Below are 12,560 nucleotides of genomic sequence, written 5' to 3'. Positions count from 1 at the left end.
AGACTGAACCCTCTACTATCGTTCCATAAATTCACCCAGAAACGATGAACTAATGCAGAAATTACGCCTGATTTTCCTTGCCGCGCTGAGCTTCAGCATCACTTGGGCCGCACATGCCGAAGATAAACGCTATATCTCCGATGAGTTAAGCACTTATGTCCATAGCGGCCCAGGTAATCAGTACCGTATTGTCGGCACTCTGAACGCCGGTGAAGAAGTGACCCTGCTGAGCGTCAACGACAGCACCAATTACGGCCAGATCCGCGATCCCAAAGGCCGCACCACCTGGATCCCGCTCGATCAGCTCAGCCAGACGCCAAGCCTGCGCACCCGCGTGCCCGAGCTGGAACAGCAGGTGAAAACCCTGACCGACAAACTGGCCAACATCGATAACACCTGGAACCAGCGCACCTCGGAAATGCAGGAAAAAGTCGCGGGCAGCGACAGCACCATCAGCAGCCTGCAGAAGGAAAACCAGGATCTGAAAAACCAGCTGGTGGTGGCGCAGAAGAAGGTCAACGCCGTTAACCTGCAGCTCGACGACAAACAGCGCACCATTATCCTGCAGTGGTTCATGTACGGCGGCGGCGTTGCCGGCGTCGGTTTGCTGTTGGGCCTGCTGTTGCCGCACCTGATCCCGCGTCGCAAGAACAACAATCGCTGGATGAACTGATTTCAGTATCGTTCAGTTTGAGTATGGGCGCCTGCGGGCGCCTTTTTCATTGGCGCCGACATCCCGCGGCCAATTCATGTAATCTGATAGACAGGGCCTTACACGATATTCAGGAGTCAACAGTGCAGATTTATCTGGTCGGCGGCGCCGTTCGCGACAGCCTGCTCAATATTCCGGTGGTCGATCATGATTGGGTGGTGGTGGGCGCCACGCCCGCAGAGCTGCTGGCATTGGGTTACCAACAGGTCGGCAAAGATTTCCCGGTGTTCCTCAACCCCGATTCTCATGAGGAATACGCGCTGGCGCGCACCGAGCGCAAATCCGGCCAAGGGTACACCGGTTTTACCTGCTATGCCGCGCCGGACGTCACGCTGGAGGAAGATCTGCTGCGGCGCGATCTGACCATCAACGCCATCGCCCGTTCCGCCGAAGGGGAGCTGATTGACCCTTACGGCGGCGTGGCCGATCTGCAGGCGCGCGTGCTGCGCCACGTTTCCGACGCGTTCGGCGAAGATCCGCTGCGAGTACTGCGCGTGGCGCGTTTCAATGCCCGCTTCGCCCACCTGGGTTTTCGCATCGCCGACGAAACGCTCGCCCTGATGCGCCGGATGGCGCACAGCGGTGAACTGGCCGCGCTGACCGCCGAACGCGTCTGGAAAGAAACTGAAAAGGCGCTGCAAAGCCAGAGCCCGCAGGTCTATTTTCAGGTGCTGCGCGACTGCGATGCGCTGGCGGTGCTGTTCCCGGAAATCGACGCGCTGTTCGGCGTGCCGGCCCCCGCCAAGTGGCACCCGGAGATCGACACCGGCGTGCACACGCTGATGGCGCTGGCGATCGCCGCCCGCCTCACGCCGGAGGTGGACGTGCGCTTCGCCACCCTGTGCCATGACCTCGGCAAGGGATTGACGCCAAAAGAGTTCTGGCCGCATCACCACGGCCACGGCCCGGCGGGCGTACGGCTGGTCGAGGCGCTGTGCCAGCGATTGCGGGTGCCCAACCCGGTACGGGATTTGAGCAAGCTGGTGGCCGAGTACCATGATTTGATCCACACCGTGAACAAGCTGCGGCCGGAGACCCTATTGAAGTTGTTCGACGCCATCGACGTCTGGCGCAAGCCCCAGAGGCTGGAGCAGATGATCCTGACCAGCGAAGCGGACGCGCGCGGACGCACCGGCTTTGAGAAGAATCCCTATCCGCAGGGCGACTATCTGCGCCAGGCGTATCAGGTGGCGAGCGCGGTATCGATTAAAGAGGTGGTAGCCAGCGGGCTGCAGGGCACCGCGATCCGCGACGAGCTCAAACGCCGCCGCCAGCAGGCGCTGGCCGAGTGGAAGCTCACCCAAACGATTATCAACGATCAGGCATAAAAAAACCCCGCAGAGCGGGGTTTTTTCTTGGTATCGGGCTTACAGGAACACCATGTAAACCACGGCCGCCACGATAAAGCGGTAGATGGCGAACGGCACGAACGAGATGCGTTTGATCAGCGACAGGAAGGTCTTGATCGCAATCAGCGCCACCACGAAGGCAGTAACGAAGCCGACGGCAAACATCGGCAGATCGCCCCAGGTCAGGAAGTGCAGGCTCTTGTACAGATCCAGGCCGCTGGCACCAATCATCATCGGCACCGCCAAAATGAAGGAGAACTCGGACGCCGCATAGCGGTTCACGCCCACCAGCATACCGCCGGCGATAGTAGAACCCGAACGGGAGAAGCCCGGCCACAGCGCCAGGCACTGGAAGCAGCCGATCATGAACGCCTGGCGGTAGGTGATGTCATCCAGCCCTTCCGCGCTCGGTTTCTTCGGCTTCAGCCATTCCGCCGCCAGCAGCAGCAGACCGCCGACCACCAACGCATACATCACGTTTTTCGGCGCGAACAGCGACTTGATGAAATCATGGAAGGCCAGGCCCAGCACCACCGCCGGGATCATCGCCAGCAGGATGTGCCCCAGCTTCAGCTGACCGCTGGTTTTACCCTCGTGCTCCACCGGCTTGCCGCCGAAATGGATGCCGATCAGGCCGAACAACCTGCGCCAGAACATCACGACGACGGCCAGGATCGACCCCAGCTGGATGATGACTTCAAAGGTTTTGGCTTTGTCGCCGGTAAAGCCCAGCCACTCGCCAACGATAATCATATGCCCGGTGGAAGACACCGGCAGAAATTCGGTTAACCCCTCGACAACCCCAAGAACAAACGCAATAAACAGTGAATGCATGTCAGCCATGTGCTTCGCTCACCCTATAAAATAACGGCTATCACATAAAAAAGCGGCAATGCTTAAAGACAATGCCGCTAAAACAATTCTCAGGATTAAGACCAGCTTAACGGTCTTTCGTTGCAAGCAGATGACATAAAATCATGCGGGACGAGTGCCGCGCTCAATGATCACGCCGACCCGATTGGCATGTGCTACAGCGCCCGGTTTGCTGACCTTAATACGGACCCACGGGGAATTGAAGCGCTGAAGCAAAATTTCAGATATTTCCTCCGCCACGCGTTCCACCAGGGCGAAGCGGTTCGACTCCACGTGTTGGATCACGGCATCGCTGACGTCGGCATAGCTCAGACAGTCAGTTACGTCGTCGCTGGCGGCGGCCGGCCGGTTATCCCAGCCCATTTCGATATCGAACACCAGCTTCTGACGAATGCCCTGTTCCCACTCATAAACGCCAATGGTGGTAATTACGGTAAGCTCTTCAATAAATACGATATCCATCACGTCATTCTCTGTTTTTGGCCTTGCCGGATACCACTTCCAGCGGAATGTGCGTATTATCCATAGATGTTGCGAGTAAAACGACCATTATTAAACGGAACCGCGTTATGAGTGCTACCGCGCTTGGCATGATTATCTTCGCGTATCTGTGCGGCTCGATTTCGAGCGCGATCCTGGTTTGCCGGATCGCCAGGCTGCCGGACCCGCGTGAGCATGGCTCAGGAAATCCCGGGGCGACCAACGTCCTGCGCATCGGCGGCCGGCTGGCGGCGGCGGCGGTGCTGGTGTTCGATATTCTGAAAGGGATGTTGCCGGTCTGGCTGGCCTACAAACTCGATGTGCCGCCGCTGTACCTAGGCCTGACGGCGATCGCCGCCTGTCTGGGGCACATCTACCCGGTGTTCTTCCACTTCCGCGGCGGTAAAGGCGTGGCGACGGCGTTTGGCGCCATCGCGCCTATCGGCTGGGATCTGACCGGCCTGATGACCGGCACCTGGCTGCTGACGGTGCTGCTCAGCGGCTACTCTTCGCTCGGCGCCATCGTCAGCGCGCTTATCGCCCCGTTCTACGTCTGGTGGTTCAAACCGCAGTTCACCTTCCCGGTAGCGATGCTCTCCTGCCTGATCCTGATGCGGCATCACGACAATATCCAGCGCCTGTGGCGCGGCCAGGAAGGCAAGATTTGGGGCAAGTTCCGCAAGAAGAAAAACGACGCGGATGAGGATAACGGCGACCAGCCGAAAGACGAATAACAGAAGGGCCGGATTATCCGGCCCTTTGCTTTATACCGCAGGTAGTTCCGCCAGCGGCCAGCGCGGCCGCACCGAAACGCTCAGCTCCGGGTTGGCGCCGCTCTTCAGCCGCACCATGCCGGCATAGGCGATCATCGCGCCGTTGTCGGTGCAAAATTCCGGGCGGGCATAGAACACTTCCCCGCCGCGTTTATGCATCATCTCCGCCAGCTTGGCACGCAATGTGCGGTTGGCGCTCACGCCGCCGGCCATCACCAGGCGTTTGAAGCCGGTTTGCTCGAGGGCACGTTTGCATTTGATCGCCAGCGTATCCACCACCGCATCCTCGAAGGCGCGGGCGATGTCGGCACGCGTCTGATCGTCGTTGCCGTTGGAGCGAATGGTGTTGGCGGCGAAGGTTTTCAGCCCGGAGAAGCTGAAGTCCAGCCCCGGACGATCGGTCATCGGCCGCGGGAAGGTGAAACGCCCCGCCGTGCCCTGCTGCGCCATCTTCGACAGCATCGGCCCGCCGGGATAATCCAGGCCGAGCAGCTTGGCGGTTTTGTCGAACGCTTCGCCGGCGGCATCGTCGATCGACTCGCCCAGCAGTGCATACTCACCGATGCCGGTGACGCTGATCAGCTGAGTGTGGCCACCGGAGACCAGCAGCGCGACGAACGGGAACGCCGGCGGGTTATCTTCCAGCATCGGCGCCAGCAAGTGGCCTTCCATGTGGTGTACCGGCACCGCCGGCACGTTCCAGGCGAACGCCAGCGCACGCCCGACGGTAGCGCCGACCAGCAGCGCGCCTACCAGGCCCGGCCCGGCGGTATAAGCCACGCCGTCGATATCGGCCGGAGTCAGGTTGGCCTCTTTCAGCGCCGCCTGAATCAGCGGCACGGTTTTGCGCACGTGATCGCGGGAGGCCAGTTCCGGCACCACGCCGCCGTAGTCGGCGTGCAGCTTCACCTGGCTGTATAATTGGTTGGCCAACAAACCGGTTTGATCGTCATACACTGCAATTCCGGTTTCATCGCAGGACGTTTCTATACCCAGTACTCGCATTACATTTCCCATCATTCACGTGCGGCCGCCAGTCTACCACATTCCGCCGCATTTACCGCCGATGCGGCGCATCTTGTCACCGGCTTGCGCCTATGTCGATGATTCATCCAGAAAATGCCCGAGCGATTAAACACGAGCATTTTTTTCTGATTAGTCTATAATCAGCGCCCGGTGCAAAATTGCGCACGTTGCGGCAGAGCGACGCGGGTTTCAATTTGCTGTGATGCTTTACAAAGCAGCATCCATTGGAGTAAAATTCCGCACCATTTTGAAAAGGCTGGCGCTTGGCCAGCAGCAAACCGAATTTTATTGAGGTGAGAGGCACATGCCGGTAATTAAAGTACGTGAAAACGAGCCATTTGACGTTGCTCTGCGTCGTTTCAAACGCTCTTGCGAAAAAGCGGGTGTTTTAGCTGAAGTTCGTCGTCGTGAGTTTTATGAAAAACCAACTACCGAACGTAAACGCGCTAAAGCTTCTGCTGTGAAACGTCACGCGAAGAAACTGGCTCGCGAAAACGCACGCCGCACTCGTCTGTATTAATTCTTCGGGGGCAACCCCACCGCGTGAATTTCTGATTTTCAAAATCGCGCAGACCGAGTAGTTGCATACGAAGGCCGTGCTTTCCGAAAGGAATGCGCGGCTTGTTCTCGTTTATAGGCTAATGAAGTAAGGGCTTATGGCTGGACGAATTCCGCGCGTATTTATCAATGACTTGCTGGCTCGCACCGACATCGTCGATTTGATCGACGCCCGCGTGAAGCTCAAGAAGCAAGGCAAGAACTACCACGCGTGCTGTCCGTTCCACCACGAAAAGACGCCTTCCTTTACCGTTAATGGCGAAAAGCAGTTTTATCACTGTTTTGGGTGTGGTGCGCACGGCAACGCCGTCGACTTTTTGATGAATTACGACCGACTCGAGTTTGTCGAAACCATCGAAGAGCTGGCGACCATGCACGGGCTGGAAGTGCCTTACGAAGCGGGCACCGGGCCGACCCAGATCGAACGCCATCAGCGCCAGAGCCTGTACCAACTGATGGAGCAGCTCAGCGCGTTCTATCAACAGTCACTGCAGCAGTCCTCCGGGGCACCGGCGCGCAGCTATTTGCAGCAGCGCGGATTAAGTGACGACGTTATTCGCCATTTCGCCATCGGCTTCGCGCCGGCGGGATGGGACAACGCCCTGAAGCGTTTCGGCCGCGATGCCGACTCGCGCCGCGCATTGAACGATGCCGGCATGCTGGTGACTAACGATCAGGGGCGTTCGTACGACCGTTTCCGCGAACGGGTGATGTTCCCCATCCGCGACAAGCGCGGGCGCGTGATCGCCTTCGGCGGCCGCGTGCTGGGCGACGGTATGCCGAAGTACCTGAACTCGCCGGAAACCGAAGTTTTCCATAAGGGCCGCCAGCTGTACGGCCTGTATGAAGCACAGCAGAACCACCCTACCCTCCAGCGGCTGCTGGTGGTGGAAGGGTATATGGACGTGGTGGCGTTGGCGCAATTCGGCATCGATTATGCCGTCGCCTCGCTCGGGACCTCGACGACGGCTGAACACATTCAGCTGCTGTTCCGCGCTACCGACAACGTCGTTTGCTGCTACGACGGCGACCGCGCCGGCCGCGAAGCGGCCTGGCGGGCGCTGGAAACCGCGCTGCCGTACCTGAACGACGGGCGCCAGCTGCGGTTCATGTTTTTGCCCGACGGTGAAGACCCGGACACCTTGGTGCGCAAAGAAGGTAAAGAAGCCTTCGAACAGCGAATGGAGCAGGCGCAGCCGCTGTCCACGTTCCTGTTCGAAAGCCTGCTGCCGCAGGTGGATTTGAGCAGCCCGGACGGGCGCGCCAAGCTGAGCACGCTGGCGCTGCCGCTGATTACTCAGGTGCCGGGCGAAACGTTGCGCTTGTACCTGCGTCAGGAGCTCGGCAACAAGCTGGGGCTGCTGGACGACAGCCAGCTCGACAAGCTGATGCCCAAGCAGGCGGAAAATGCGAATCCTTATCAGGCGCCCCAGCTAAAACGCACAACCATGCGTATACTGATAGGGTTACTGGTGCAAAATCCGCAGTTGGCTACACTTATCCCTTCGCTGGAAGGGTTGGAGCAGACCAAACAGGCGGGATTGCCGCTGTTCGTCGAACTGGTGCAGACCTGTTTGGCGCAGCCGGGCCTGACAACCGGGCAATTGCTGGAGCTGTATCGCGACAACAAATTCAGCCAGCAGCTTGAAACCTTAGCGACATGGAACCATATGATCGTTGAGGACATGGTCGAACAGACCTTTTTGGATACGTTGGCCAGCCTGTACGACTCGGTGCTCGAGCAACGGCTGGAAACGCTGATCGCCCAGGCCAGAACGCGCGGCCTGAGCCCGGAGGAACGTGAGGAAGTCCGTTCTCTCAACCAGGTTTTAGCGAAGAAAAACTGAATACCAAACGGCTTAAGTGCCGATAATTGCGAGGGCAGAGCCCTGCACAGTGCCGCCATAGTGGGCCGCGGCGATAACGAAAACGCCCCAAATGCTATTGTTGGCGGTTTCGCCGACCGACACCAACCTAAATACTCTGAAGTGTGGATACCGTCTTATGGAGCAAAACCCGCAGTCACAGCTGAAGCTACTTGTCACCCGTGGTAAGGAGCAAGGCTATCTGACCTATGCTGAGGTCAATGACCATCTGCCGGAAGATATCGTCGACTCCGATCAGATCGAAGACATCATCCAGATGATTAACGACATGGGCATCCAGGTGATGGAAGAAGCACCGGACGCCGATGACCTGCTGCTCGCCGAAAACTCGAACAGCACGGACGAAGATGCGGAAGAAGCCGCCGCACAGGTTCTGTCCAGCGTGGAATCCGAAATCGGCCGCACCACCGACCCGGTGCGCATGTACATGCGCGAAATGGGTACCGTCGAACTGCTGACGCGCGAAGGCGAAATCGACATCGCCAAGCGCATCGAAGACGGCATCAACCAGGTGCAGTGCTCGGTTGCCGAATACCCGGAAGCCATCACCTACCTGCTTGAGCAGTACGATCGCGTCGAAGCGGGCGAAGCGCGCCTGTCCGATCTGATCACCGGCTTCGTCGATCCTAACGCGGAAGAGGACATCGCCCCAACCGCGACCCACATCGGTTCTGAACTGTCGAGCGAAGAGCAAGACGACGACGAAGAAGATGAGGACGCCGAAGACGACGACACCGAAGACGACAACAGCATCGATCCGGAGCTGGCGCGTCAGAAGTTCGCCGAGCTGCGCGATCAGTATGAAGCGACACGTCTGGTGATCAAGAAGAACGGCCGCAGCCACGCCAGCGCAGCGGACGAGATCCTGAAGCTGTCTGAAGTGTTCAAGCAGTTCCGCCTGGTGCCGAAACAGTTCGACTTCCTGGTCAACAGCATGCGCACTATGATGGACCGCGTTCGCACCCAGGAACGCATCATCATGAAGCTGTGCGTTGAACAGTGCAAAATGCCGAAGAAAAACTTCGTCACCCTGTTCGCCGGCAACGAAACCAGCGATTCCTGGTTCGAAGCAGCAGTGGCGATGGCCAAGCCATGGTCGGAAAAGCTGAAAGACGTTGCCGAAGACGTGCAGCGCAGCCTGCAGAAACTGCGTCAGATCGAAGAAGAAACCGGCCTGACCATCGAGCAGGTCAAAGACATCAACCGTCGCATGTCGATCGGTGAAGCGAAAGCCCGCCGCGCGAAGAAAGAGATGGTTGAGGCCAACCTGCGTCTGGTTATTTCCATCGCCAAGAAATACACCAACCGCGGCCTGCAGTTCCTGGATCTGATCCAGGAAGGCAACATCGGCCTGATGAAAGCGGTAGACAAGTTCGAATATCGCCGCGGCTACAAGTTCTCGACGTACGCCACCTGGTGGATCCGTCAGGCTATCACCCGCTCCATCGCCGATCAGGCGCGCACCATCCGTATTCCGGTGCATATGATTGAGACCATCAACAAGCTCAACCGTATTTCGCGCCAGATGCTGCAAGAGATGGGCCGCGAGCCGACGCCGGAAGAGCTGGCCGAGCGCATGCTGATGCCGGAAGACAAGATCCGCAAGGTGCTGAAGATCGCCAAAGAGCCAATCTCGATGGAAACGCCGATCGGCGACGACGAAGATTCGCATCTGGGCGACTTCATCGAGGATACCACCCTCGAGCTGCCGCTGGATTCCGCGACCTCAGAGAGCCTGCGTTCCGCTACCCACGATGTGCTGGCCGGCCTGACCGCGCGCGAAGCGAAAGTGCTGCGCATGCGTTTCGGTATCGACATGAACACCGACCACACGCTGGAAGAGGTAGGCAAGCAGTTTGACGTTACCCGTGAGCGTATTCGTCAGATCGAAGCCAAGGCGCTGCGCAAGCTGCGTCACCCGAGCCGTTCCGAAGTGCTGCGCAGCTTCCTGGACGATTAAGTCCGGCTGCCGCACCAAAAGCAAAAACCCCGGCTTGCCGGGGTTTTTTTATGCCCTGAATATGCCCCGCCGCATCATTGCAACGCCAGGAACAGCTCGCGATAGCTGGCGGTAAGCTGCTCCAGCGTGGCGCGGTTCAATCCGCTGGGGTTAGGCAATACCCACACCTCAGTTTCCCCCAGCATCAGCGCCTGCTTGCCCCAGGGCGCGTTTTTCACCCCGAAGGCGGTGGTGAACGCCTGCTTGCCCAAAATCGCCAGCGCGCGCGGCTGATAGCGCAGGATTTTCTCTTGCAGCGCCTCGCCGCCGCTGCGCAGCTCGTCGCGCGACAGCTCGCTGGCCGCCACCGTCGGGCGCGCCACCAGCGCGGTAATGCCGCAGCCGTTATCCTTCAGCTGCTGCCACTGCTCCGGCGCCAGCTGGCGCTCGGTAAAGCCGGCCTGATGGATCACCTTCCAGAAGCGGTTGCTGCCGTTGGCGAAAGGGTAGCCCTGATGGGCGGAAGAAAGGCCGGGGTTGATGCCGCAAAACACCACCCGCAGGTTAGGCGCCAGAAGTTCCATGAGTGTCGTGAGTCCATTGCAGGGATTTACTGCGGTTATCGCAAAATCCGCCAGCAATTACAACAGGCTAGAACTGTGCAGAAAAGCAACATACGGGCGGGTAACAGTAGACCGCCGCTTAAGGATTCCCTATAATCTCGCGGCTTGGCCCCTTAGCTCAGTGGTTAGAGCAGGCGACTCATAATCGCTTGGTCGTTGGTTCAAACCCAACAGGGGCCACCAAATTTTAGCTGTTTTCACAGCCTTACAAGCCATCCTGTCCGGGATGGCTTTTTTGTTTCCCGCCGCCGTGCCACACTTCCCTCTCGGCATACCTGATTTATTCCGACTCATAAGGACCCCGCATGATCGTCAACTGCGACCACGACAACCTCGACGCCTGGCTGGCGCTGCGCTCGGCGCTGTGGCCCACTTGTCCGTTGGAAGAGCACCGCGCGGAGATGCGCGAGATATTGGCTTCGCCGCACCACACCGCATTTATGGCGCGGGGGCTGGACGGCGCTTTCGTTGGCTTTGCCGAGGTCGCACTCCGCTACGATTACGTCAACGGCTGCGAATCGTCGCCGGTGGCGTTTTTGGAAGGGATTTTTACCGTCGAGCGCGCCCGCCGCCAGGGCTGGGCGGCGCGTCTGATCGCGCAGGTGCAGGAGTGGGCCAAGCAACAGGAGTGCAGCGAGCTGGCGTCGGATACCGACATCGCCAATCTGGACTCCCAGCGCCTGCATACGGCGCTGGGCTTTGCCGAAACGGAACGGGTGGTGTTTTACCGCAAAACGCTGGGCTGATCAGGCGATCTTGCTTTGCCGCTGATGCGCCAACTGCTCGGCGCGCAGCAGGATCTCCTGCAGATCGTCCTCGTCGATATCGAACAGATCCCCCTCCATCAGCGCCTCGTGCAGATCGGCGCGGGTGATGGAAACGGCATCGATCGGCAAATTGGCCGGTTTGGCCTCCGCCGGCGCCAGCGCGTGCGGGTAGCGTCGCCCAGCCAGGTTATTGAACAGAATGGCCAGCGCCGCCAGCAGCACCGAGTTCAGCAGCACCGGGTACAGTACGAAGTGGTAGCCCATCTGGTGAATGCCGGGGCCGCCGAGGATGGCGGTCAGCGCCACCGCGCCGCCGGGTGGATGCAGGCAACGCAGCTTGAACATCAGGCCGATGGCCAGCGCCGCCGCGACGCCGCAGGCCAGGCCCGGATCGGGGATCAGCAGACCGGCGCTGACGCCCACCGTCGCCGCCACCGCATTGCCGCCGACGATCGACCAGGGCTGCGCCAGCGGGCTGTTGGGCACGCCGAACAGCAACACCGCCGAAGCGCCCATCGGCGCGATAAACCACAGGTTCACCTCACCCAAAATGAAGTGGCTGATCCAACCGGCGAGCATCAGCCCCAAACCGGCGCCGACGCTGGAAATCAGCATCTCTCGCTTGCCCACCGCCAGCGGGTGCGGCCACAGGCGCGCGCATCCCACTTTTACTCGTTCTATCCACTGCGTCTTCATGTTACCCAATACGGCTCAATTCACTTGTTGGCAACAAATATATCACATCACCCTGAAGGAACTCACGGCGCCGTAAACCGCGCCGCTCAAGAACTTTTAGGCTAACAGATTGATTTTTAGCCTCCCCTCGACAATGATGAATGTTCCCCCCTTAACCCCGAGGAACCGCCGATGTCTCAACCGATCACCGAACTTTATACCGACAGTGAATTTTTCAGCCCGTACGCCATGTCCGCCTTTGTCGTGCTGACGGAAAAAGGCATTCCGTTCACCGTGAAGCCGGTGAATCTGGCGAAAGAAGAGAACAAAGAGGCGGCCTACGCGGCGCTGTCGCTCACCCGCCGGGTGCCGACGCTGGCGATCGGCGAGTTCCAGCTCTCGGAGTCTTCGGCGATCGCCGAATACCTGGAAGACATCCACCCGGCCCACGCCGTGTACCCGCGCGACGTGAAGCTGCGTGCCAAAGCGCGCGAGATCCAGGCCTGGCTGCGCAGCGATCTGCTGCCGATCCGCGCCGAGCGTTCGACCGAGGTGGTGTTCAACAACGGCAAATTCCCGCCGCTGTCCGAAGCCGCGCAAGAGGCCGCGCGCAAGCTGATCGCCGCCGTGGAAAAGCTGCTGAGCCACGGGCAGGATAATCTGTTCAGGGAGTGGTGCATCGCCGACACCGATCTGGCGCTGATGCTCAACCGGCTGGTGATGCACGGCGATCCGGTGCCGGAGCGCGTGCGCCACTATGTGCACAAGCAGTGGCAGCGCCCGTCGGTGCAGGCGTGGCTGGCATTGTCGGAAAAACGGCGCGCCTGAGAAAAAAATCGGCGGCCACGACGCCGCCGTTCTCAATGCCGAGAAACAACATCACTGCTTGAGGGAAGGCA

Annotated in this window: 13 protein-coding genes and 1 tRNA gene; 9 read left to right on the top strand and 5 right to left on the bottom strand. The window is 59.4% G+C overall.

Annotation, left to right across the window (positions count from 1 at the left end; all coding sequences use genetic code 11):
• Positions 1 to 52 precede the first annotated feature (52 nt).
• Together QMZ29_RS20695 and QMZ29_RS20690 are read left to right on the top strand one after the other, a co-directional pair.
• Positions 53 to 673, top strand: a complete 621-nt coding sequence (locus QMZ29_RS20695) for a TIGR04211 family SH3 domain-containing protein (RefSeq protein ID WP_016930153.1) — start codon at positions 53 to 55, stop codon at positions 671 to 673.
• 122 nt (positions 674 to 795) lie between these two features.
• Positions 796 to 2,040 (top strand): multifunctional CCA addition/repair protein, encoded by a 1,245-nt coding sequence (locus QMZ29_RS20690; protein ID WP_060434595.1) that lies wholly within the window; start codon positions 796 to 798, stop codon positions 2,038 to 2,040.
• Positions 2,041 to 2,079: 39 nt separating this feature from the next.
• Here the strand turns inward: QMZ29_RS20690 and bacA are convergent, their stop codons facing one another.
• On the bottom strand, positions 2,080 to 2,904 hold the full coding sequence (gene bacA, locus QMZ29_RS20685) for an undecaprenyl-diphosphate phosphatase (protein ID WP_004937204.1): 825 nt from the start codon (positions 2,902 to 2,904) through the stop codon (positions 2,080 to 2,082).
• Positions 2,905 to 3,036: 132 nt separating this feature from the next.
• Positions 3,037 to 3,396 carry a bifunctional dihydroneopterin aldolase/7,8-dihydroneopterin epimerase gene (folB, locus tag QMZ29_RS20680; RefSeq protein WP_004937203.1) on the bottom strand — a complete coding sequence of 120 codons (360 nt, stop codon included), beginning with the start codon at positions 3,394 to 3,396 and terminating at the stop codon, positions 3,037 to 3,039.
• A 107-nt stretch (positions 3,397 to 3,503) separates the two neighbouring features.
• Here folB and plsY point away from each other — a divergent pair, with 107 nt between their 5' ends.
• On the top strand, positions 3,504 to 4,148 hold the full coding sequence (gene plsY / locus QMZ29_RS20675; protein ID WP_025304323.1) for a glycerol-3-phosphate 1-O-acyltransferase PlsY: 645 nt from the start codon (positions 3,504 to 3,506) through the stop codon (positions 4,146 to 4,148).
• A gap of 30 nt (positions 4,149 to 4,178) precedes the next feature.
• Here plsY and tsaD read toward each other — a convergent pair whose 3' ends face one another.
• A complete protein-coding gene (tsaD, locus tag QMZ29_RS20670) occupies positions 4,179 to 5,192 on the bottom strand; it encodes a tRNA (adenosine(37)-N6)-threonylcarbamoyltransferase complex transferase subunit TsaD (RefSeq protein ID WP_060434597.1) in 1,014 nt (337 codons plus the stop codon).
• 325 nt (positions 5,193 to 5,517) lie between these two features.
• Between tsaD and rpsU the strand changes: the two genes are divergently transcribed.
• The 3 genes from rpsU to rpoD all read left to right on the top strand — a co-directional run bounded on the left by rpsU (position 5,518) and on the right by rpoD (position 9,617).
• Positions 5,518 to 5,733, top strand: a complete 216-nt coding sequence (gene rpsU, locus QMZ29_RS20665; protein WP_001144069.1) for a 30S ribosomal protein S21 — start codon at positions 5,518 to 5,520, stop codon at positions 5,731 to 5,733.
• Positions 5,734 to 5,869: 136 nt separating this feature from the next.
• Positions 5,870 to 7,618, top strand: coding sequence for a DNA primase (dnaG, locus tag QMZ29_RS20660; protein ID WP_025304325.1), 1,749 nt, complete (start codon positions 5,870 to 5,872; stop codon positions 7,616 to 7,618).
• A 157-nt stretch (positions 7,619 to 7,775) separates the two neighbouring features.
• Positions 7,776 to 9,617: an RNA polymerase sigma factor RpoD gene (rpoD, locus tag QMZ29_RS20655; RefSeq protein ID WP_043142056.1), complete on the top strand. Its 1,842-nt coding sequence runs from the start codon at positions 7,776 to 7,778 to the stop codon at positions 9,615 to 9,617.
• A 74-nt stretch (positions 9,618 to 9,691) separates the two neighbouring features.
• Here rpoD and mug read toward each other — a convergent pair whose 3' ends face one another.
• Positions 9,692 to 10,180: a G/U mismatch-specific DNA glycosylase gene (mug, locus tag QMZ29_RS20650; protein ID WP_141972500.1), complete on the bottom strand. Its 489-nt coding sequence runs from the start codon at positions 10,178 to 10,180 to the stop codon at positions 9,692 to 9,694.
• Between the two features lie 146 nt (positions 10,181 to 10,326).
• Between mug and QMZ29_RS20645 the strand changes: the two genes are divergently transcribed.
• Both QMZ29_RS20645 and aac(6') read left to right on the top strand, forming a co-directional pair.
• Positions 10,327 to 10,402 (top strand) — tRNA-Ile (locus tag QMZ29_RS20645).
• A 122-nt stretch (positions 10,403 to 10,524) separates the two neighbouring features.
• Positions 10,525 to 10,965: an aminoglycoside 6'-N-acetyltransferase gene (gene aac(6') / locus QMZ29_RS20640; protein ID WP_261425126.1), complete on the top strand. Its 441-nt coding sequence runs from the start codon at positions 10,525 to 10,527 to the stop codon at positions 10,963 to 10,965.
• Here the strand turns inward: aac(6') and QMZ29_RS20635 are convergent, their stop codons facing one another.
• Positions 10,966 to 11,682, bottom strand: coding sequence for an HPP family protein (locus tag QMZ29_RS20635; protein WP_261425125.1), 717 nt, complete (start codon positions 11,680 to 11,682; stop codon positions 10,966 to 10,968). It lies immediately after the preceding gene.
• A 171-nt stretch (positions 11,683 to 11,853) separates the two neighbouring features.
• On the opposite strand from QMZ29_RS20635, the gene yfcF reads away from it, so the two are divergent.
• Positions 11,854 to 12,489, top strand: a complete 636-nt coding sequence (yfcF, locus tag QMZ29_RS20630; RefSeq protein WP_197811438.1) for a glutathione transferase — start codon at positions 11,854 to 11,856, stop codon at positions 12,487 to 12,489.
• Positions 12,490 to 12,560 lie beyond the last annotated feature (71 nt).

The sequence above is a fragment of the Serratia sp. PF-27 genome, assembly GCF_030053255.1.
GTDB classification, from domain to species: Bacteria; Pseudomonadota; Gammaproteobacteria; order Enterobacterales; family Enterobacteriaceae; genus Serratia; species Serratia bockelmannii.
Note: the sequence above shows the minus strand (reverse complement) of the source record. Positions and strands in the feature narration are given on the sequence as shown.